This is a genomic window from Desulfosarcina alkanivorans (assembly GCF_009688945.1).
Classification (GTDB): Bacteria; Desulfobacterota; Desulfobacteria; order Desulfobacterales; family Desulfosarcinaceae; genus Desulfosarcina; species Desulfosarcina alkanivorans.
Genome location: NZ_AP021874.1, coordinates 4,424,141 through 4,445,186, shown reverse-complemented (window position 1 = coordinate 4,445,186; position 21,046 = coordinate 4,424,141). Strand labels below are relative to the sequence as shown.

Below are 21,046 nucleotides of genomic sequence, written 5' to 3'. Positions count from 1 at the left end.
TCGGGTTGAGGGTAGACTCGTCGGTTGATGATTTCCGGCTTCAACCTCCAACCCGAACGATGTATGCGGGGGAATACCATGACGCCCATTGCAATAAAGCAGTATTTATCAGGACGGAAGCTTGCGACGCTTAAGGACATCGCTGTCCATTTCAGAATGGATACGGATACCGTTAAGCCCATGCTGGACCTATGGGCCCGTAAGGGTAGGGTTAAAAAGCATGCCAGCAATCTTGGATGCCAGAAGGGCTGTTGCAAGTGTGATCCTGCAACCATTACGACCTATGAATGGATTGAGTAAAACACCGGGTTTGCGAAAGGGACTGGTCATCGGCATCCATAAAAATGCCTTCAAGGCGCATGCGGACAAAAAACGTTTCCAGGTATGTCGCACGGCTATCCCCCGTGCGGTCTGGAAATCAGAAAAATACTCCTATGTCGGTCTCGAGATTTACCTGCCGGATGCCGGTATGGGCCAAAAAGCAGACTGGATATATGCGGCCGGTCTTGTGGAGGGCATTATTAAGGCTAAAAGAAAAACCTAAGCAGCCTCACGTTGGCTGTTGACATGAAGATTGTATCTATTATTGATCCGCCTTACGACAGGTGACCGGATGGCCGGTGCGCTTTGCAGTGAAGGTGCAAGGAATTCGTTGAATATGAATCCCATTGTGCCTTTTTTTGTGGTTCGCCAATGCAGTTGCGCATTGGTGAAGGTTCTGCAGGAATGGATTCATAGTTCAAATTAAGGAGTGTTTGCAATGCGATCTGGATTTCAAATTAACTATCGCCACAGTGTCGGCAACCTTCACATTTATCTTTGTGGAGAATTCAACGGTATGTGTGCCTGGGAACTTATCAAGACCATCCGACGGCAGCGAACCGACGCCGGTCGAATATTTGTCAATACGGCCGATCTGAAGCAAGTCGTGTCTGCCGGTGCATACATGTTCAAATCTCACATGACCCGAAAGCAGTTGCCGTCGGACTGGCTTTATTTCAAGGGTGAGAAAGGATTTAAGATCGCCCCTGACGGTAGCCGGGTGATAATAAGCAAAAAAAATGGAAGTCCGCCAGAGCCCATTTTGAAGGCCTTGATTTCGTAATCAAGGCAATCTGTAACCCCATACATGGCCCATACCAATAATAGGAGAAGAAATGAAAAAGGCTTTGATTATTTTTGGCAGCACAACCGGCAATACTGAAGATATGACCGGTATCATCAAGACGGCGCTGGAGGAATCCGGTCTCGAAACGGAAGTCAAGGAGGTGACAGATGCCGCTGTGGCGGACCTGATGGCCAACCATGAACTGCTCTTGCTGGGATGTCCGGCTTACGGTGATGATACCATTGATTGGCAACTCGAAATCGGTCGCGTGAACTAGTATGCATAATTGACTATCCAAACAAACCGCTCATGCCTCTCTTTTAATCGTCGCCGTAATTGTCTTCGGTTATGTCAGGGGGGCTCATTATGATTGGTAAAACAATGAGAATAATGGTGATAGGATAGAGGATAGTATCAAATAGAACCTTACGGCCTGCGGTTGCTGATTGACGCGCAGGAAGTGAAGGCGCAAGAGGGTCAGGTTTTCCCTGCAGGGAAGCCCTCTTGCGCCTTTTTTATTGAATCAGAAAGGAGAAGGATTCAGCTGCGGTCCAGGCCCGGTATATGAACGCCGGGGCAACACTAACGAATCCGATAAAGAAGGATAATTTAACTTCAGGAGGAAAAATTGATGAGAAAAATGGTAATAAATCTATTGTGTCTAACGATTTGCAGTGCGTTTTTTGTAGTAACTGCATATGCCGAGGGAACGTCCCACGATGAATTGTCCAAGCGCGTATCGCTTATCGAAGCGAAAATTGAAAAAGGCATCATGCCGGCGAAGTGGGCCGAACGCATTTCCGTGAGCGGCCTCATCGAAGTGGAAGCCGGACACACGAGCACCGACCCGGCCGACGGTGACGGTGACGACGAAAGCGATATCGCCGTTTCCACTGTGGAGTTGGGCATCGAAGCGAAAATCATCGATCATGTCTCCGGCAACATCCTTTTCCTGTATGAAGATGGAGAGGACATTGCCGTTGATGAGGCCACGATTACCATCAGCGGTGAAGACATTGTCCCGCTCTACCTGACAGCGGGTGAAATGTATGTCCCCTTCGGCAATTTTGAGTCCCATATGATTTCCGATCCGCTCACGCTTGAAATTGCCGAAACACGCGAAGCCGCTATTCAAATGGGGTTTGAGAGGGGTGGGTTTTATGGCTCGGCCTTCATTTTTAACGGCGATGCGGATGAGGTGGACGAGGACGACAGCCACATCGATAATTTCGGCGCCAATGCCGGCTATTCCATGGAGAGCGATGCCTTCAATCTGGATTTCGGGTTCAGCTTCATCAACAATTTGATCGATGCCGATGGCTGGGAAGACGTGATGGATGAAGAAGAACTGGCCTTGAAAGCTTATGCGGCCGGCATGGGGGCGCATGCCATCGTTAATGTCGGACCGGTCACTTTTATTGCCGAATATGTGACTGCCATGGATGATATCGAATGGATTGATGAGGGTGACAACTTGATCGTTGAGGGCGAAGTTTCCGCATGGAATCTGGAGGCTGGATACGACTTTGCCATCGGTGAAAAAGAGGCTGCCGTCGCCGTGGCCCTTCAAGGCACGGATGAAGCCCATAACCGCCTTCCCGAAACCCGTTATCTGGGAACTTTCGTCCTGGGGATTGTTGATAATACGACGCTTGCCTTTGAATACTTCCATGACGAGTACGAAAACGATGACGAAGAGGATGGTTTCACAGCGCAATTAGCCATAGCGTTTTAAGGGGGCTGAGGCAACAACCGGCCAGAAAAAATGGCGCACCTGACCTGCTTTCCGGGCATGGTGGTTGCGCCTTTTTGTTTTGGCACAACCACCGTACGAGGGACTTTTCAAAGACTACGACGTCGTAGTAAAGCTCGGTGGTCCGGAAAAGGCATCGTTGTCGCGGGTGGTTGATAACAACAGGTCAGGGAGAGGACCGTTTAACGGCGGTATGATTTATAATATCCGGCACCCTGTCCGAACGGTCGGCAGCAAAAAAACCGTACCGGCCTGATTGTTCAACTAAGAAATTGTTTTCTTTCTCATTGTTAAAACCTCCTTTTGAAAAATCAATTCCCTATCTTTATAAATAATTCCATTTTTAATTTGGCACATACAATTTTTAACTGACGGGAATTCCATGCGAATTCAGTGGCGACCCTGCGAGAGTGCAAAGGAGGGCTGGCGTGCGGCCGGACGACTGGGGCGGCCCATGATCCACACGGGCTGGCCGGCATGCGGTGGGGTTGCCGTCCGGCCACGATCCGGGGCGAAAAATGGTTTAACCACTTGATTATAAATAATATATAGCTCTCTGGCCGGGTGTGCCGGCAGCTTGTTGCCACGACAGGTGCATGCCATTTCTGATTTACCCGCCTGTAATCGCTTAACTTTTTCCGGTTTCGGGCGATAAATCTTTCAGGATCGATCACCCCGTCCGGGGTCGATTGCATTCATCAACCCCATCGAAGAGGCGACTGGCTGAAATGAACGATGCGATACCCGGCCCACCCTTGCCGGCAGACCGGCATTTGCTCAAAAAGATCGAGCAACTGTCCGACGAAGTTGAACGGCTGAAAAAGACCAGGGATCACCTGTCCGCCCAGAACAACCTGCTGGACAACCTTTTCGAACATGCCCCCATGGGAGTTACCGTCTGGGACGCCCGGGGGCGGCTGCTGCATGCCAACCAGGAATTTTCACGGCTCACCGGATATTCCATAGCGGACATGCGAACCCTGGACGACTGGTTTTCGAGGGCGTATCCCGACGCCGCCTACCGGCAGACCGTCAGGGCCGCGTGGGACGCATCGACGGCACGGCCCGCTGCGGTAAGGACGTTCGCGGTGACCTGTAACGCCGGCCAGGTAAAGACCATGGAATTCAGAGCGTCGTTTTTGTCTGACGGACGCGCCTTGGTAACCCTGACCGACGTCACTGACAGACACCGCACCAAGGCGGCGCTGCAAAAACAGACCGAGCGTTACCGGGCGCTGTCCAATGCCGCGTTCGAAGCCATGTTCGTTTCCGTTGAAGGCCGCTGCATCGACACCAACCAGGCCGCCGAAAAGATGTTCGGATACCCTCGGGAGGAGTTGATCGGAATCTTCGGCACGGATGTGATCGCGCCCGAGTCCAAAGCACGGGTTCGGGAGAACATGCTGTCCGGCTATGAGAAACCCTATGAGGCGGTCGCCCAACGGAAAGACGGCACACGGTTCCATGTTGAAATCCGGGGACAGATGATCGAGCATCGCGGTCGCCGGGTCAGGATTGCCGTGGTCCATGACATCAACCGGCGCAAGCGGGTGGAAACGGAACTGAAAGCAAGCGAAAGCCTTTTGAAAAGTATCTTTTTGTCTGCGCCGGTGGGCATCGGCATGGTGGTCAACCGCGTCATCACCAAGGCCAACCACCGGTTATGTGAGATGATCGGATTTCCCGAGGAGGAATTGCTGAATCAGGGGACGAGAATGCTTTATCCCTCGGATGAGGATTTTGAATATGTGGGCCGGGAGAAATACCGCCAGATAAAAAAACGGGGAACCGGAACGGTGGAAACCCGCTGGCAGCGAAAGGATGGCCGGGTCATGGATGTCCTGCTGAGTTCAACCCCGTTGAATCCTGACGTCTGGGCACAGGGGGTCACGTTCACGGCCCTTGACATTACCGAGCGAAAGCTGGCCGAACGGCGGCTCAACGACAGCGAAGAACGGTTCAGGACGCTGGTCGAAGAGTGTCCGCTGGGGATTTCACTGATTGGAAAGGATGGCCGCTACCAGTATATCAACCCCCAATTTACGGAGATGTTCGGCTATGCCATCGACGACGTCCCTACCGGCCGACAATGGTTCGAAAAGGCCTTTCCCGACCCTTCCTGTCGCCGCAAGGCGCTTTCAACATGGATTCACGATCAAAACCAGTTCGCCTCCGGAGAAGCCCGGCCGAGGACGTATTCTGTTACCGCGAAAGACGGTTCCCTCCGGGAGATCCTTTTCAGGCCGGTCACCCTGAACAACCGGAATCAGTTCGTCATCTACGAAGACATCACCGAGCGGACCCGGCTTGAAAAGAAGCTCCAGCAGGCAGAGAAGATGGAGGCCATCGGCACCCTGGCCGGCGGGGTCGCCCATGACTTCAATAACATCCTCATGGGCATCATCGGCAGAACGTCGCTGATGATGGCCGAGACCGATGTGCCGCCGGCTTATGGTGAGCATCTTTCAGGCATTGAAGAATACGTTAAAAGCGCCAGCGACCTGACTCGGCAGCTGCTGGGGTTTGCCCGCGGGGGCAAATATCAATTGAAAACCATTGACATGAACCAGCTCGTCGAGCAGAGCGCCCGAATGTTCGGCCGGACCCGTAAAGAGATCAACCTTCATGTTGATGCTGACGACCCGTTGAATCGGGTTGAAGCGGACCCTCGGCAGGTTGAGCAGGTTCTGCTCAACCTTTATGTCAACGCCTGGCAGGCCATGCCGGGCGGAGGGGATCTCTACCTGAAAACGGAGAATGTGAACCTGGCCGAAAAGGATGTGCAGCCTTACAACGTCAAACCCGGCAGATTCATTCGCGTGTCCATAACCGATACCGGAATCGGTATGGCCGAAGATACGGTTCATAAGATATTTGAACCATTTTTCACCACCAAGGAAAGGGGGCGGGGCACCGGGCTGGGCCTGGCGTCCGCCTATGGCATTGTCAGCAACCACGGGGGCTTTATCGCGGTCACCAGCCAGGTCGGAAGGGGAACCACGTTTAACCTGCATTTTCCTGCGACCACCAAACCGATTGTCGAGGTAAAGGCGCCACCCGTTCCCAAGGCAGCCGGAACGGAAACGATACTGCTGGTTGATGATGAAGAGATGGTTCGCAACGTGGGCGGCCAGATGCTTCGGAAACTGGGCTATACGGTGTTCACCGTTCCGAGCGGGGAGGCGGCGGTCGCGATGGTGGCGCAGAAAGAGCCGGTCTTCGATCTGGTCATCCTGGACATGATCATGCCGGGAATGAACGGCGGGGAAGCCTATGATCGGTTAAAGCAACTCGACGCCGGTCTGAAGGTGCTGCTGTCGAGCGGCTACAGCATTGACGGCCAGGCCGCCGACATTCTGTCACGGGGGTGCAACGGGTTTATTCAAAAGCCCTTCGGCATGAACACGCTGTCCGCGGCGGCACGTGAAATCCTGGATGCGCCGGACGATTAGGCGGTGCCCGGCCGCGTGCGGACAGACACCGATCGGCCCTTTTCAGAAAATCATTCTTCCGGCGGCCACCATACCTACCCCCACGAGCATGGCAAACAGGATGTTTCTGGTCTTCCAGGCGCACAGGGCCGTGGCCAGTGCGGCAGCGCCTCCAAGCGCCCCCGAAGAATAAATACCCGGTGCCACCAGAGAAAGCAGGATCGTTCCGGGAAGCGCGTCCATGAAACGTTTGAATCCACCGTTTGCGGGCAGGCGTTCCGCCAGCAGCAGGCCGCCCAGGCGCAGGCTGTAAGTGGCCAGGGCGGCCCCGCCAATCGCCAGGGCGACGGACAGGTCAGCAGTTAAGAACGCGTTCATGGGTTGTTTTCCATTTTCGATTTTCCACCGGACGTGGAAACTTTCTTGACCGGGGCCTTTTTTTTCGATTCGAAGGGCGTCTGCAGGGCGGGGACCAGGGCCCCCCCGATACCCCCGACAAGGATGTACCATTTTCCGGGCAGGCAGCGTTCGGCCGCAATGGCCAGCACCGCCGCGGTCAGCCACGGGAGGATGTCCGTTCTTCCCCGCCACATGCTCACCGCCAGGGCGGTAAAGACCGCCACGAAGGCAAAGTCCAGGGCAAACCGTTCCGGCTGGGTCACCACCGCCCCCAACCGGTGGCCCAGCAGTGTGCCCATGGACCAGACGCTGCACAGGCAGATGCCCCCGCCCAGCAGGAAACCCGTCGTGGCGTCGCCGCTGCGGTGGGCCGCCATGGTGACCGCCCAGTTTTCGTCGGCCACCAGGTGCATGATCCCGGCCTTGTGGATCAATGGCTCATCCTTGAACAGCGGGTTCAGGGAGGCGCCGATGAGCAGGTAGCGCATGTTGATGATCAATACGGCCAGGGTCATTTCCACCACGGGGAGGGGCGGCGCCCACATTTCCACCATGACGAACTGGGCGGAACCGGCGAAAACCGACAGGTTCATCACCAGAAGCTGCACCCAGGTCAGCCCCTTCTGGGCGGCCAGCATTCCCAGCACGCTGCCATAGGCGGCCACGCTGGCGCCCACCGGCAGATTGGCAACGGCACCCCTGCGCATCTCTTCGATCATTCGGCGTTGTTTCCGCATTTCATAATTGTCCGATCAATAACGCGGCCAGGATACTGAAAACGATCCATAGAACGGTTTTGGTGGCATTCCAACATGCGCGCCCGTGAGCCGCAGGTACGCCAGAAGGCGACCCGGACGAATCTTCAGGTGCCAGTAAAAAGTGCATCCCCTTCCCGGTTGTGCCGGTATTCATCATCGGGTGTGGCATTTTTCACCTCCTGCAGCTGAAATCGACCATTGATTTAACCTAACAGATCCGATAAGCGATAACAGATACAGAAATTCAAAAAAATTTTAATAACAGATTGAGGATATGAACATGGCACCCAGTTCCGTTTCAGGCTTTCGATATGCCCGCCTGGCCGACGACCTGGAGTCCAGAATCAGGGACGGGGTCTATCGGTCGGGTGAGAAGATGCCATCGTTGAGAAAGCTGCGCCATCAGACCGGCCTGAGCATCACCACCGTATACCAGGCCTACATCGAACTGGAAAAACGGGGGGTCGTGGAGCCGCGGCAAAAATCCGGGTATTATGTCAAACCCCAGCTGTCCCGGATCCTGCCGCCGCCGGAAGCCCAGAAGCTGCGGCCGGTGCCCAAAAAAGTCACCATGGATACCCTGGCCTATTCGATCGTGGCAGACATGGGCAATCCGGATTTTCTGCCGATGGGCGGAACGGTGGTCATGCCGGAACTGCTGCCATTCAAGCAGCTTGTGCGCTGCATACGATCGGAATCCATGGAAGCGATGAAACGCAGCCTGATGCGCTACGAAAAGCCTTATGGGAACGACGAGTTGAAACGGCAGATCGCCAAACGCATGGTCGGGCAGGCCCGGCAGGACGTTCTGGATGAGATGGTCGTCACCACCGGGTGTATCGAGGCGGTGAGCCTGTGCCTGCAGGCGGTGGGTGCTGCCGGCGATACCGTGGTGGTGGAATCGCCCACGTACCCGTGGTTTCTTCAGATTATCGAAGACCAGAACAAGTTCGCCCTGGAGATCCCCACGGATCCGCAGACGGGCATCGATCTGGCCCAGCTTGAGCGGGCCGTGCAGAAGAATACGGTGGCGGCCTGCCTGCTGGTTCCCAACTTTCACAACCCATTGGGCTACGAGATGCCCGTGGAGAAAAAAAAGGCCCTGGTCGAGATGATGGGCCGTAAACACATCCCCATTATCGAGGACAACATTCACGGTGAACTCTATTTCGGGAACGCACGCCCGACCACGTTGAAATCCATGGATCGACGGGGGTTGGTGCTCCATTGTGCGTCGTTTTCCAAAACGCTTTCACCGGGGCTGCGTGTGGGCTGGACCCTTCCGGGGCGATTCGCCGACCGGGTCAAACGGTTGAAAATGAACAGCACCGTCGCATCGCCGACACTCAACCAGCAGGTGGTGGCCCGATTTCTGAAAACCGGTGGGTTCGAGCGCCATCTGCGCCGCCTGCGCACCGCCCTGAAAAACCAGATTTCCAATACGGCCCTGGCCATTGCCCGCCATTTCCCGGACGGCACGCGCATTACCGCCCCCCAGGGCGGGCTCTCCCTGTGGGTGGAGCTGGACAAAGGGGTGGATGGCCTCAAGGTTTTTCAGGAGGCCCGCAAGCGACGCATATCCATTTTCCCGGGCATTATCTGCAGCACGACGGGCCGCTATCGCAACTATATCCGCATCAGCTGCGGCTATCCCTGGAGCGAGAAGATGGAAACGGGCATCGTCACCCTGGCGACGATCGTCAAGCAGATGATTTGAACGGCAGGCTTTTTACGGCGGTCCGGCCCCGTCGGCCGTGTCATTAAAACGATGCCTTACAATCCCAGAAGCAAGGTGGTCATGGCAGCGCAAAAAATACCGCCGGCCATGGCGATGCAGTCCCTGACAGCTTTAATGACAATGCGTCCGGGGGGAGAACAGAATAGATCATTCACCGGTGGGTGATAGACATCAAGTGGCTGCTCTGTTTTATTCATTCCACGACCCTGATGTAATTGTATAATTTGGAATGCTGTCGGCTGCGAATAAAGTTCGAGATCAAGGCTTGCGAGTCCCCAAGCAATGAGGTGTGCTTACGGTACTTGGCAGTGACGAGGGATGAAGCGTAGCGCGGATATCGGACTTTTTACGCAGCCGACTACCTCAACTCCCTGCAGATCCAGAGTACTTTTCCGATGATGCGTACGCGGTCCATCTCGTCATCTGCCAGAAAAATCGGTGTATATGCCTTGTTATCGCTCAGCAGCACCAGTTTGCGGGGGTGTTTTTCCAGCCGTTTGACCATGATGGTGTCTTCGACCCCCACGGCATAAACCATGCCGGCGAAGATGTCGGTCTGGGACTGATCGATCAGCACCGTATCCCCATCTTTGATTTCCGGAGCCATGCTGTTGCCCGATACATCCATCAGTACCATCCGGTCTTTGACCCCCTTGTTCTGCAGCCACTGGGTTTGAAACGAATAATAATCTTCAATCCGGGCTTCCGTTTCAAACGATCCCGCCCCGGCGCACAACCGGGCCCGCACCTTCGGAACCGGGAAAAAATCGTTTTTAAAAGCATCTCCGGATTTCAGCCATTGCGGACCGCTGCCGCCCTCGAGCCAGTCGGGATTCAAACCGTGGCTTCGGAACAGTTCAAGCAGCCAGTTGGCCGGTACGGAGTTTTTTTTGCGGGCCTGGGTGATGGAGGAACGATTGACGTTTAAAATGGCCGCCAGCTCGGAAAGGCTCCTGATACCCAGGGCGCCGGCGGCACGGTCAAAGAAAATTTGGAAGTTTTTGTTCATGATTTCTTAAGCAGACGGTTTGGTTTGGCTGTGCTGTTGCATTGTATAAAGCAAAATGTTTATAAAATGCAACAAAAATATTGGAAAAAGACAACTTTCGAATGCCTCGTGGTGTCTCCCCCCACTTTACACCTTGAAAAAAAAGGTGACATTCGCGACACCAGGGCCGATTGCCGCCCCCCTGCTGATATTTGGTAATAACTGTTTCAATTCATTTATAATTACCGATTTTAACGGCCGACCGTCTTCGATGGCATCTCCCTTGCTCTGTACCGACATCGTGTCCGCCCTGCATTGATTCTCAATTCGCCGCCTACCTGCCGGTCAGACAATGGGACGGGGTGGCCGGCAACCCGGAGGACCCCGTGAACCGCGCACCCAAATCCTTACGACTGCAGATCGGCCTGTTCGGACGGACCAATGTGGGCAAGTCCAGTTTTCTCAACATGGTGACCGGACAGGATGTGGCCGTGACCTCAGCCGTTCCCGGCACCACCACCGACGTGGTGGAAAAAGCCATGGAAATGCTGCCCATCGGTCCGGTCATGTTTCTCGACACCGGCGGCATCGACGACGCGACCCGCCTTTCGGCCCAGCGCCTGAAACGCACCCGGCGGGTTTTCGAACGGGCCGATATTTATGTTCTGCTTGTCGAACCGGACTGCTGGACCGAATACGAAAAAACGGTTCTGGCCGCAGCCCGGCAATACGATTGTGCCTGCCTGATCCTGCCCCAGGTACAGACGATCCGCGATGCCCTGGATTACGAGTCGGCCGCCGTTGTGGTCAACGAAAGGCGGTATCGACAGGTGCTGGAACGGCTTGGCCGGACGCCGGATCTGGTGGTCTGTGACTCCCAGGTGGTCGAACAGATGGTGAATGAGACCCCCGCCGGAATTCCCTGCACGACCTTTTCGATTCTTTTCGCCCGGCTGAAGGGCGATCTTTGTGCGGCGGCCAGGGGCGCGGCGGCCATCGAAGCACTTGGCGACGGGGATCGGGTGCTGGTGGCCGAAGCGTGCACCCACCACCCCGTGGAAGACGATATCGGGCGGGTCAAGATTCCCCGCTGGCTGCGGGAGGCCACCGGCTGCGACTTGCGGATCGACACCACCAGCGGCCGGGATTATCCGGACAACCTTGAGGACTACCGGCTGATCGTGCATTGCGGCGCCTGCATGCTGACCCGGCGGGAAATGCTGGCCCGAATCCAGCGGGCATCGGCGGCAGGCGTGCCCATCACCAACTACGGGGTGTGCATCGCCGCCCTGCACCGGGTTCTCCGGCGGGTACTGGAACCGTTTCCGGAGGCCTGGACGGCTTATGAGAACCCCACGAAACCCAATAGCATGAACGCGACCGCGTCCATTCAAACGGCATCCAGCCGACAGGGAGGTTTCCCATGCTCAGTTCACCCGTGAAAATCGATTCATGGAAACAACGAAAAATCAGGTGGGACGAAATCGACCGATACATGCACGGCGGCCGGGATTTCATCGACGACGGGGCGCTGACTTCGGCCATTGGCGCCAACCGGGCCCCGGACCCGGCACGCATCCGGGACATCATCGCCAAATCCCTGGCCATCGAGACGCTGGCCATCGACGAGGCCGCGGCCCTGATCAACGTCACCGACCCCGATCTGCTGGCGGAGATGGAAGCGGCCGCCGGTCAGATCAAGCGCCACGTCTACGACAACCGCATCGTCACCTTTGCGCCGCTGTACCTGAGCAACGGGTGTGTCAACAACTGCCGCTACTGCGGGTTCCGCCGGGAGAACCGCAGTATCCGGCGGGTGACCCTGTCCATGGAAGAGGTCCGGCGGGAGACGGAGGTGCTGTGCGGCCGGATCGGGCACAAACGGCTGATCGTGGTCTACGGCGAACACCCGGTGTCGGACATCGATTACATGGTGGACTCCATCGCCGCCATCTACGACGTTTCGGTACCCGTGCGACGGGGAGCCGGCCAGATCCGGCGGGTCAACGTCAATGCGGCCCCCCTGTGCATCCAGGACCTGGAGCGGCTGAAAACGGTGGGAATCGGCACCTTTCAGGTTTTTCAGGAGACCTACCACCACGCCACCTATGCGCGCATCCATCCGGCGGATACGATCAAGGGCAATTACCAGTGGCGGCTGTACTGCATGCACCGGGCGTTTGAGGCGGGGGTGGACGACTTCGGCATCGGCGCCCTGTTCGGCCTGGCCGACTGGCGCTTCGAGGTGCTGGGCCTTCTGGCCCACGCCCATGAACTGGAGCGGGCCGTGGGCATCGGCCCCCATACCATCTCCTTTCCCCGGCTCGAGCCGGCTGAAAACACGCCTTTTCTCCAGGATGCCCGCCTGCGTGTGGCGGACGCCGATTTCAGAAAGGCCGTCACCGTCCTGCGCCTGGCCGTGCCTTACACCGGCATGATCCTGACCGCCCGGGAATCGGCCGACACGCGGCGGGCGCTAATGCCCCTGGGGATCACCCAGATCGACGCGTCCAGCCGCATCGGTGTGGGCGCCTACGCCGACGGGACGGCCGACCATGTCCAGGACAACCGGCAGCAGTTTGTGCTGGGCGATACCCGCAGCCTGGATGCCGTGATCCGGGAACTGGCGCAGAATGGCACCATCACCTCCTTCTGCACGGCCGGCTACCGGTGCGGCCGCACGGGCAAGCGGATCATGGACCTGCTGCGCACCGGCAGGGAGGGGCGGTTCTGCAAACTCAACGCGGTTCTGACCTTTCGGGAATGGCTCGATGACTTTGCCTCTCCCGAGACGGCCGCCGCCGCCCAAGCCGTCATCGAACAGGAGATCGAAGCCATCGGCAGAGAGCAGCCCGAGAGGGTTGAAACGTTCATGAATTACTACCGGCGGACCGTGGCCGGTGAGCGGGATCTTTATTTTTAGAAATGGTTATTTTGCCCGATATCCGCGTCATGCTCAAAATTGGCTCCCCGGAATATCACCCATATGACTCCGGACCGATTTTTCGCATACCTTGATCTCGACCGGAAATTCTCATTTCTGAACGACTGCCATTTATATCGACCATAAGGGAGATGGATATGTCCACACCCATTCAGATGCCGGACATCAACCCGCCGTCGGCCCTGTCGGCCGGCCAGATCCAGTCAATGCTGGAGCTGACCGACGGGGACGAGATCGATGCCCTCTCCCGTGAAGCCCGCTGGATGACCCTGCTGCATTGTGGCCGCACCGTCTATTTTCGGGGCATCATCGAGTTTTCCAACATCTGCGACTGCGACTGCAGGTATTGCGGCATCCGCCGGAGCAACGGGGACGCGGCGCGATACCAGCTTGCCAAAGGCGAGATCCTGCGCCAGGCACGGTGGTGCGCCGACCGGGGCTTCGGGTCCGTGATTCTCCAGTCGGGGGAGCGGCGGGACGCCTGTTTCGTTGATTTCGTGACCGATGTGGTCCGGTCCATCAAACGGGAGACCCGGTCGGCTATCCTGCCCGACGGATTGGGCATTACCCTGTGCGTCGGCGAACAGTCCCGGGAGACCTACGGCCGTTTTTTCGATGCCGGCGCCCATCGTTACCTGCTGCGTATCGAAACGTCATCGCCGCGCCTGTTCCGTCGGTGGCATCCCGCCCGCCAGACCTTCGACAGCCGCCTGCGCTGCCTGGACCACCTGCGGTCCCTCGGTTACCAGGTGGGATCCGGCGTCATGATCGGTGCACCCTGGCAGACCACGGCCGACCTGGCGGCCGATGTGGCCTTTTTCAGGGATATGGACATCGATATGATCGGCATGGGGCCCTACATCCCCCACCACGCCGCTCCCCTGGCGGCGGTTGGCGTGGACGCCCCGGCGGTACGCCTGCGTCGCGCCCTGCTGGCCATCGCCGTGGTCCGCCTGGTGCTCAAGGATGTCAATATTGCCGCCACCACGGCCCTGCAGACCCTGGCACCTTTAGGACGGGAAAAAGGGCTGGCAAGCGGCGCCAACGTGATCATGCCCCAGGTCACCCCCGCCAGCTGCCGGAAAAACTACACCCTCTACGACGACAAGCCGTGCGGCGATGAAACCGACCCCGGGTTTCAGAAAGCGCTGGAGTCCCGGATCCGGGGCATGGGGCGGACGGTGGGGCGGCACCAGTGGGGGGATTCACCCCATGTGTTTCACCGGCAGGCACTGCTGCGGTCCGCCTGACGGGGCCGCCCTCCCGGGGTGGCCGTTGGCCCTGATCCGATGACGCTGCCCGGCGCCGGCGGCGACACGGGGTGACGGACCCACTATCCATTGAAACGAAAAAAGTGAGGATCGTACCATGGCAAAAGTGATTTTCGGCGTTTGGGACGGCAAGGTCATCGACAACAGGAATCGCAAGATTTTCGAAATCGAAGAAGATCCCGCCTTCCGGGAATTCGATGAATTCAATCCCGGCAATCCCATCAAGGCCTTCATGGGCGGCCACGGGTTCTTCATTTTTGAAAAGGGCGTCCATCTTTTGGATGCCGCCCGCCAATACATGGAACGGGTGGCCCGGGAGTCCTGCGGCAAATGCACCCCCTGCCGGGTGGGAACGCAGATCATCGCCTCCAAGCTCGGGGACCTGTCCAACGGAAACCGGGATGCGGCCATCCTGGATGAGATCGCCGCCATTGCCGAGCACATCCGCAGCACCTCCCTGTGCGGCCTGGGCCAGACGGCACCCGTGGCCCTGCTGGCCATGATCCGGTACCTGGGTGAAGAACTGGTGGCCGAAATCGAAAACGGGCCCGGTGACCGCGTCCAGCCCTGTGCCACCTATGTGACGGCGCCCTGCATCGAGGCCTGCCCGTCCAGGGTCGATGTGCCCCGGTACATCGATTACATCAAGGACGGCAAGTTCACCCATTCTTTAGGCGTCATCCTGCAGAAGTATCCCATGGCCGCCACCTGCGGGCGGGTCTGCGTGCGGTTCTGCGAAATGGCCTGCCGGCGGACCCAGGTGGACGAGGCCGTGGGCATCAAAGTGCTCAAGCGGTTCGTGGCCGATCGGGAAAAATACATCACCAACGCATGGTTCAGCAGCTACCCGGTGGTGGAAAAAAAGTCCGACGACCTCAAGGTGGCCGTCATCGGCACCGGTCCGGCGAGCATCTCGGCCGCTTATCATCTGCTGCTCAGGGGGTACCCGGTGGACGTCTACGAGGCCAAGACGGTGCCCGGCGGCATGGCGGCCACGGGGATCCCCGACTACCGCCTGCCCAAAGCGGTGCTGAGCAAGGAGATCAGTATAATCGAAACCCTGGGCGGTCGCATTTTATACGACCGGCGCCTGGGGCAGAACATTACCATCAAAAGCCTGCTCGGCGACGGCTACCAGGCCATCTTTTTAGGGGTCGGCGCCCACAAGGGTAAAATGCTGGGCATTGCCGGCGAAGACACGACCCTCGAGGGCTACCTGTTCGGCGTGAACATGCTGCTGCACATCAATCATGATTATGTGGACCGGGGTATTCCCATGGACCTTGGAGAGAAGATGGCCGTGGTGGGCGGCGGCAACGTGGCCATGGACTGCGCCCGCTCGGCCCTGCGCATGGGCGTCAAGGAAGTGCACCTGCTCTACCGGCGTTCGCGCGACCAGATGCCCGCCGACGCCGAGGAGGTGGAGGCCGCCGAAAAAGAAGGGGTCATTTTCCACTACCTGACCCATCCGGTCCGGGTCCTGATTGCCGACGGACGGGTCTCGGGGATCGAGGTGACCCGCATGGAACTCGGGGAGGTGGATGCCGGCGGCCGGCGGAGCGTCCGCCCCGTGGACGGGTCGGAATTCGACCTGGATGTGGACACCATCGTGCCGGCCATCGGCCAGCAGGTGGACCACAGCTTTGTGAATCCGGACGAAGGGATCCGGTTTACCGATAAGGGGCTGATCGCGGTCGACCCCAACAGCCTGATGAGCAGCCGCAAGGGGGTTTTTGCGGGCGGCGACTGCGTCACCGGACCGGCCACGCTGGTCCAGGCCATGGCCCAGGGACACCAGGCGGCCCGCTGCATGGACGACTACCTGACCCTGGGGCGGGTGCGCTTTTTCCCCGATGCGCGCATGAGCGACCTGGTCCGGGCCGTCCAGCCCATGACCTCCCAGGGGGTTTCCATTCCCATTCGCCACGAATACCGGGTCAAGGTGCGTGAACTGGATCCCCAGGTACGCAAGCGCATGTTCGAGGAGGTGGAAAAACCCATCTCGGTGGAAGAGGCCTACCACGAGGCGGAGCGCTGCATGCGGTGCTATCGGGTCTACTCGGTGATCACTGAGCAATGATGAGGAGAATGATGATGAATGGTACCATAAACGGCAAACCGGTGGAATTCAGCGAGAATGAGACCATCCTTCAGGTGGCCAAGCGAAACGGCCATTTTATTCCGACCCTCTGTGAGATGGCGGATCTGGACCATGCGCCGGGCACCTGCCGGGTCTGCCTGGTGGAGATCCAGCGACAGAACGGCCGCGGCCGGCAGGTGGTGACCTCATGCAACACGCCCATGGAAGACGGCATGGCCGTGCTGACCCGCACGCCGGCCCTGCGTGAGCAGCAGCGACTCCAGGTGGAGCTGCTGCTGGCCGACCACAACCAGGACTGCGCCGTGTGTATCCGCCACGGCAACTGCGAGCTTCAGGATGTGGCCCAGTTCGTGGGCCTGCAGCAGTCGCGCTACCACTATCCCCATTTTTACGAAAAGCGCACCCGCGACGACTCCTCGGCGGCCATCGTGCGGGATATGAGCAAGTGCATCCGCTGCCTTCGCTGCGTCAAGGTCTGCCGGGAGATTCAGGGCACCGACGCACTGGTGATCACCCAAAAGGGCCTGGCCACCGAAATCAGTGTTCGCGACGGCCTGCCCCTGGGCAGTTCGGACTGCGTGGCCTGCGGCCAGTGCATCCTGGTCTGTCCGGTGGGGGCGCTGGCTGAACGGGATGACACCGAAACGGTGATCGACTATCTTTACGATCCGCATATCATCACGGTGTTCCAGTTTGCACCGGCCGTCCGGGTGGCCCTGGGAGAGGCCTTTCGCATGCCCGCCGGGGCCAACGTCGAGGGCCAGATCGTCACGGCCCTGAAACAGCTGGGGGCCGATGTGGTCCTGGACACCAATTTTACGGCCGACCTGGTGATCATGGAAGAGGGCACCGAACTGCTGCGGCGCATCGAAACGGGGGGACGGCTGCCCATGTTCACCTCCTGCTGTCCCGGCTGGGTCTCCTTTGCGGAAAAAAACTACCCGGAAATTCTGCCCCATATTTCCACCACCCGTTCGCCCCAGCAATGCTTCGGCGCCATGGCCAAAACCTACCTGGCCGAGGGGATGGGGCTCGACTGCAAAAAGATGCGGGTGGTGTCGATCATGCCCTGTACGGCCAAAAAGGAGGAGGCCAGACGGCCGGAGTTCGTTCGCGACGGCATCCCTGACGTGGATGTGGTCCTGACGACCCGGGAGTTCGCCCGCCTGCTGGAGCGGGAGGGCATTGACCTCGCCGGCCTGGCGCCGTCGGCATACGACAACCCGTGGATGGGGGACTACTCCGGTGCCGCCGCCATTTTCGGCACTACGGGCGGTGTCATGGAGGCGGCCCTGCGAACGGTCTGCAAGGTGCTCACCGGCCGGGAGCTTGAAACGGTTGAATTCCAGCCGTTGCGCGGCCGGGAAGAGATCCGTGAAGCCGAGGTGGATCTGAAAAACGGATTGCCAGTGGTGAAAGTGGCCGTGGCCCACAGCCTCAAGGCGGCCCGGCAGATGGCGGAAACGGCTCGCCGGGGAGAATCGGCCTACCAGTTTATCGAAGTCATGGCCTGCCCCGGCGGGTGCATGGGCGGCGGGGGGCAGCCGCGCAGCAAGAAAGCCTACCAGGCCAGCTGGCGGGAGCGGCAAAACGCCCTGTATGCCATCGACCGCCAGCGGCCGGTGCGCCAGTCCCACAACAACCCGCTCATCGAAAAGATCTACGATGATTTTTTAGGCCAGCCCAATTCGCATAAGGCCCATGACCTGCTGCATACCACCTATCGGGAGCGCAAACGAACCATCAAACATACCATGAAGGAGATCTGGCAGGAGATCGAAGCACGCTGATGGCGTTTGCAGGCCGCAAACCGCAACGCCATCGTCTGAACCTGTTTTCTCGCACGAGTGCATGACGATGAACGACCCCCATTTTCGCACAGAAACCGACCCTCTCGGGACCCTGCCCATTCCTGCCGATGCCCTATACGGCATCCATGCATGGCGGGCCAGGGAGAATTTTCCCGATTCCGAACGCTTCTCCCATGCCTGGTATAAAGCGGTTGGAATGGTCAAGCTGGCCTGTTTCAATACGATTGAAAAATTCAGGCGGTCTTCCGAAAAAACGTTCGGGAAAACGCTCCCTATCCAAATGATGGGGCCGGAGAAAGTCACAGCCCTTCAAAAAGCCGCCAGGGAGGTGATGGCCGGAAAGCATTTTGAATCCTTTATCGTTCCTGCGGTACAAGGTGGCGCAGGAACCAGCATCAATATGAATGTGAATGAAATCATCGCCAACCTGGCGTTGCAAAAGCTGGGAAAGGCGCCAGGCGCCTACGCCGACATCGACCCCCTAGAAGATGCCAACCGATACCAAAGCACCAACGATGTCATCCCTACGGCACTGCATGTGGCTTGTCTGCAGCGGCTGCTGGTATTAGAGGGGCAAATCAATCGGTTGCGGCACGAGATCGAAAAAGTTGAAGCGGCCCACCGTAACAGCCTGCGAATTGCCTATACCCAGATGCAACAGGCGGTACCGTCATCACTGGGACGTTTGTTCAGCACTTACAACGAGGCCTTGTCGCGTGACTGGTGGCGTATGTCTCGGGGTCAGGAACGCCTGAAGGTCGTGAATCTGGGCGGCAGCGCCATTGGCAGCGGACTTGCGTCGCCGCGATTTTTTGTCATGGAAGCGGTTCAGGAATTGCGGAAGTTAACGCGGCTGCCCATCACCCGAAGCGAAAACATGCACGATGCCACCTGCAACCTCGACCCGTTTGTGGAAGTGCACGGTTTTTTGAAAGCCCATGCCGTCTCGCTTGAAAAAATGGTGAATGACCTGCGGTTGCTGGATTCCGATTTGGTGGGTAAAAACGACATCCATCTTCCCCGGAAACAGGTGGGAAGCAGCATTATGCCGGGCAAGGTCAATCCTGTCATTCCCGAGTTCGTAATCAGTTCGGCCCATAAGGTATATGCCAACGGGCTGATCATCGACAGCTTGTCGGCACAAGGCGTTTTGGATCTGAACGCGTATCTGCCGATTATCGGGCATGCATTTTTAAACAGTATCGAATTGCTGATCGCGGCCAACCAGACCCTGACGGCAAACCTGTTTGCCGGGTTGAAGGTGAATGTGAACGCCGCCGAGGAAAAACTCTTCCACAGTCCTTCCATCGTCACGGCGCTGCTTCCTTTTACCGGGTATCATCAGGCAGCGCTGCTGGCCGCAGAAATGAAGGAATCGGCCTGCTCGGTCTATGCGGCGAACGACGCCTTGTCGTTGATTGAGAAAGAAACGCTGGAAACCCTGCTGTCACCCGGCAATCTTCTAAAAGAAGGGTTTTCCCTGCACGACCTGATGGACGGGAACAGGTAAGCCGATGGGAGGCAGAGAAAGCAGACCGCATATCGGCATTTTCGGCCGCACCAATGTCGGCAAGAGTTCGTTTATCAATGCCATCACCGGACAGGATATTTCGATTGTCAGCGATCTGGCGGGGACCACCACCGACCCTGTGAAAAAAAGCATTGAATTAACCGGCATCGGTCCAGTTGTTCTGGTGGACACGGCCGGTCTTGACGATACATCGGCGCTCGGTGCCCTTCGCGTCAACAGCACCAGACGCGTGCTGCCAACCATCGATGCGGCCATTTTACTCATCTCGGAAAACGCCATATCTGAAACGGACCAAGCGTTGATGGCGGCCTTTCAATCGGAAGCGATCCCCTTTCTGCTCATCCACAACAAAAGTGATCTGGCGTCATGGCACAACAACGCGGCCCCGATTCCCGACAAGGCACCGGTATTGGATTTTTCGAGCGTATCCGATCAAGACCCCTGGCCGGTCCTGACGGCGCTGAAAGGTATCATTCCCGATTCGGCGTTTCGACGGCAGTCGCTTGTCGGCGACCTGCTTTCCTACGGCGATATGGTGATGATGATCGTTCCCATTGACCTTGAAGCCCCGGAAGGAAGATTGATTCTGCCACAGGTGCAGGCCATTCGCGATATCCTCGACAACGATGCCGTCGCTATTGTCCTGAAGGAACGGGAAGCCGACGTTTTCCTGAAAAGGACCGGTCTCCGGCCGCATCTGGTCATCACGGACAGCAGCATTTTTCTGAAAGCCGATGCCATGATTCCCAAAGATGTTCCGCTAACGGGCTTCAGTGTGATGCTGGCTCGATTTAAAGGGGATTTTGACGCGTATCTGGAAGGCACGCCCAAGATATCGGACCTCAAAGACGGCGACAGGATTCTTCTCCTTGAGTCCTGTTCTCACCACACGTCCTGCGACGATATCGGCAGGGTGAAAATACCCCGCTGGATTTCTCAATTTACGGGCAGGCATCTCCATTTCGAAGTGGTCGCCGGACTGGATGACATCCCGGGCAAGATCACCGATTATGCCCTGGTCATTCAATGCGGCGGCTGTATGGTTACCCGCCGACAGCTGATCAACCGCCTTCGGCCGGCGCATGAAGCAGGCATTCCGGTTACCAACTACGGCATGGCCATTGCCTACGTGCAAGGCGTATACAACAGGGCCGTTGCACCCTTTGTGAAGCGGGAGGCAGCAGCGGAAACATATCTATAGGACAACCATTTT

The 21,046-nt window shown here is 57.7% G+C and carries 17 protein-coding genes; 13 read left to right on the top strand and 4 right to left on the bottom strand.

Annotation, left to right across the window (positions count from 1 at the left end; genetic code table 11):
- Positions 1-27: 27 nt before the first annotated feature.
- The 5 genes from DSCA_RS33310 to DSCA_RS19405 all read left to right on the top strand — a co-directional run bounded on the left by DSCA_RS33310 (position 28) and on the right by DSCA_RS19405 (position 6,313).
- The gene (locus DSCA_RS33310; RefSeq protein ID WP_407924256.1) at positions 28-300 is read left to right on the top strand and encodes a FeoC-like transcriptional regulator; all 273 of its coding nucleotides are present in this window, start codon (positions 28-30) and stop codon (positions 298-300) included.
- On the top strand, positions 221-544 hold the full coding sequence (locus DSCA_RS19420) for a hypothetical protein (protein WP_167527534.1): 324 nt from the start codon (positions 221-223) through the stop codon (positions 542-544). Before DSCA_RS33310 ends, DSCA_RS19420 begins: the two co-directional genes overlap by 80 nt.
- Positions 545-1,157: 613 nt before the next feature.
- Complete coding sequence (locus DSCA_RS19415; RefSeq protein WP_155318000.1) at positions 1,158-1,385, top strand: flavodoxin domain-containing protein; 228 nt, start codon at positions 1,158-1,160, stop codon at positions 1,383-1,385.
- A 354-nt stretch (positions 1,386-1,739) separates the two neighbouring features.
- The gene (locus DSCA_RS19410) at positions 1,740-2,843 is read left to right on the top strand and encodes an LbtU family siderophore porin (RefSeq protein ID WP_231716545.1); all 1,104 of its coding nucleotides are present in this window, start codon (positions 1,740-1,742) and stop codon (positions 2,841-2,843) included.
- Positions 2,844-3,589: 746 nt separating this feature from the next.
- A complete protein-coding gene (locus tag DSCA_RS19405; RefSeq protein ID WP_155317998.1) occupies positions 3,590-6,313 on the top strand; it encodes a hybrid sensor histidine kinase/response regulator in 2,724 nt (907 codons plus the stop codon).
- 42 nt (positions 6,314-6,355) lie between these two features.
- Here DSCA_RS19405 and DSCA_RS19400 read toward each other — a convergent pair whose 3' ends face one another.
- Positions 6,356-6,670, bottom strand: a complete 315-nt coding sequence (locus DSCA_RS19400; protein ID WP_155317997.1) for an AzlD family protein — start codon at positions 6,668-6,670, stop codon at positions 6,356-6,358.
- Positions 6,667-7,428: an AzlC family ABC transporter permease gene (locus DSCA_RS19395; RefSeq protein WP_155317996.1), complete on the bottom strand. Its 762-nt coding sequence runs from the start codon at positions 7,426-7,428 to the stop codon at positions 6,667-6,669. Before DSCA_RS19395 ends, DSCA_RS19400 begins: the two co-directional genes overlap by 4 nt.
- 301 nt (positions 7,429-7,729) lie before the next feature.
- On the opposite strand from DSCA_RS19395, the gene DSCA_RS19390 reads away from it, so the two are divergent.
- Positions 7,730-9,166, top strand: a complete 1,437-nt coding sequence (locus tag DSCA_RS19390) for an aminotransferase-like domain-containing protein (RefSeq protein ID WP_167527872.1) — start codon at positions 7,730-7,732, stop codon at positions 9,164-9,166.
- Positions 9,167-9,222: 56 nt separating this feature from the next.
- Here DSCA_RS19390 and DSCA_RS19385 read toward each other — a convergent pair whose 3' ends face one another.
- Both DSCA_RS19385 and DSCA_RS19380 read right to left on the bottom strand, forming a co-directional pair.
- A complete protein-coding gene (locus DSCA_RS19385) occupies positions 9,223-9,384 on the bottom strand; it encodes a hypothetical protein (RefSeq protein WP_155317994.1) in 162 nt (53 codons plus the stop codon).
- A 161-nt stretch (positions 9,385-9,545) separates the two neighbouring features.
- On the bottom strand, positions 9,546-10,196 hold the full coding sequence (locus DSCA_RS19380; RefSeq protein WP_155317993.1) for a LexA family transcriptional regulator: 651 nt from the start codon (positions 10,194-10,196) through the stop codon (positions 9,546-9,548).
- Between the two features lie 365 nt (positions 10,197-10,561).
- Here DSCA_RS19380 and DSCA_RS19375 point away from each other — a divergent pair, with 365 nt between their 5' ends.
- The 7 genes from DSCA_RS19375 (at position 10,562) to hydF (ending at position 21,034) form a co-directional block, all read left to right on the top strand.
- Complete coding sequence (locus tag DSCA_RS19375) at positions 10,562-11,617, top strand: GTPase (RefSeq protein ID WP_155317992.1); 1,056 nt, start codon at positions 10,562-10,564, stop codon at positions 11,615-11,617.
- Complete coding sequence (hydG, locus tag DSCA_RS19370; RefSeq protein WP_155317991.1) at positions 11,599-13,098, top strand: [FeFe] hydrogenase H-cluster radical SAM maturase HydG; 1,500 nt, start codon at positions 11,599-11,601, stop codon at positions 13,096-13,098. Before DSCA_RS19375 ends, hydG begins: the two co-directional genes overlap by 19 nt.
- A gap of 158 nt (positions 13,099-13,256) precedes the next feature.
- Complete coding sequence (gene hydE, locus DSCA_RS19365; RefSeq protein WP_197904630.1) at positions 13,257-14,369, top strand: [FeFe] hydrogenase H-cluster radical SAM maturase HydE; 1,113 nt, start codon at positions 13,257-13,259, stop codon at positions 14,367-14,369.
- Between the two features lie 118 nt (positions 14,370-14,487).
- The gene (locus tag DSCA_RS19360) at positions 14,488-16,470 is read left to right on the top strand and encodes an FAD-dependent oxidoreductase (protein WP_155317990.1); all 1,983 of its coding nucleotides are present in this window, start codon (positions 14,488-14,490) and stop codon (positions 16,468-16,470) included.
- A 14-nt stretch (positions 16,471-16,484) separates the two neighbouring features.
- Positions 16,485-18,281, top strand: coding sequence for a [FeFe] hydrogenase, group A (locus DSCA_RS19355; protein ID WP_155317989.1), 1,797 nt, complete (start codon positions 16,485-16,487; stop codon positions 18,279-18,281).
- Between the two features lie 67 nt (positions 18,282-18,348).
- Complete coding sequence (locus DSCA_RS19350; RefSeq protein ID WP_155317988.1) at positions 18,349-19,812, top strand: lyase family protein; 1,464 nt, start codon at positions 18,349-18,351, stop codon at positions 19,810-19,812.
- A gap of 4 nt (positions 19,813-19,816) precedes the next feature.
- The gene (gene hydF / locus DSCA_RS19345; protein ID WP_155317987.1) at positions 19,817-21,034 is read left to right on the top strand and encodes a [FeFe] hydrogenase H-cluster maturation GTPase HydF; all 1,218 of its coding nucleotides are present in this window, start codon (positions 19,817-19,819) and stop codon (positions 21,032-21,034) included.
- Positions 21,035-21,046 lie beyond the last annotated feature (12 nt).

Bases quoted from the DNA above. Each gene is read 5' to 3' on its own strand.
- DSCA_RS33310 (WP_407924256.1), top strand. From the start codon at position 28: ATGATTTCCGGCTTCAACCTCCAACCCGAACGATGTATGCGGGGGAAT.
- DSCA_RS19420 (WP_167527534.1), top strand. From the start codon at position 221: ATGCCAGCAATCTTGGATGCCAGAAGGGCTGTTGCAAGTGTGATCCTG.
- DSCA_RS19415 (WP_155318000.1), top strand. From the start codon at position 1,158: ATGAAAAAGGCTTTGATTATTTTTGGCAGCACAACCGGCAATACTGAA.
- DSCA_RS19410 (WP_231716545.1), top strand. From the start codon at position 1,740: ATGAGAAAAATGGTAATAAATCTATTGTGTCTAACGATTTGCAGTGCG.
- DSCA_RS19405 (WP_155317998.1), top strand. From the start codon at position 3,590: ATGAACGATGCGATACCCGGCCCACCCTTGCCGGCAGACCGGCATTTG.
- DSCA_RS19400 (WP_155317997.1), bottom strand. From the start codon at position 6,670: ATGAACGCGTTCTTAACTGCTGACCTGTCCGTCGCCCTGGCGATTGGC.
- DSCA_RS19395 (WP_155317996.1), bottom strand. From the start codon at position 7,428: ATGCGGAAACAACGCCGAATGATCGAAGAGATGCGCAGGGGTGCCGTT.
- DSCA_RS19390 (WP_167527872.1), top strand. From the start codon at position 7,730: ATGGCACCCAGTTCCGTTTCAGGCTTTCGATATGCCCGCCTGGCCGAC.
- DSCA_RS19385 (WP_155317994.1), bottom strand. From the start codon at position 9,384: ATGAATAAAACAGAGCAGCCACTTGATGTCTATCACCCACCGGTGAAT.
- DSCA_RS19380 (WP_155317993.1), bottom strand. From the start codon at position 10,196: ATGAACAAAAACTTCCAAATTTTCTTTGACCGTGCCGCCGGCGCCCTG.
- hydG (WP_155317991.1), top strand. From the start codon at position 11,599: ATGCTCAGTTCACCCGTGAAAATCGATTCATGGAAACAACGAAAAATC.
- hydE (WP_197904630.1), top strand. From the start codon at position 13,257: ATGTCCACACCCATTCAGATGCCGGACATCAACCCGCCGTCGGCCCTG.
- DSCA_RS19360 (WP_155317990.1), top strand. From the start codon at position 14,488: ATGGCAAAAGTGATTTTCGGCGTTTGGGACGGCAAGGTCATCGACAAC.
- DSCA_RS19355 (WP_155317989.1), top strand. From the start codon at position 16,485: ATGAATGGTACCATAAACGGCAAACCGGTGGAATTCAGCGAGAATGAG.
- DSCA_RS19350 (WP_155317988.1), top strand. From the start codon at position 18,349: ATGAACGACCCCCATTTTCGCACAGAAACCGACCCTCTCGGGACCCTG.
- hydF (WP_155317987.1), top strand. From the start codon at position 19,817: ATGGGAGGCAGAGAAAGCAGACCGCATATCGGCATTTTCGGCCGCACC.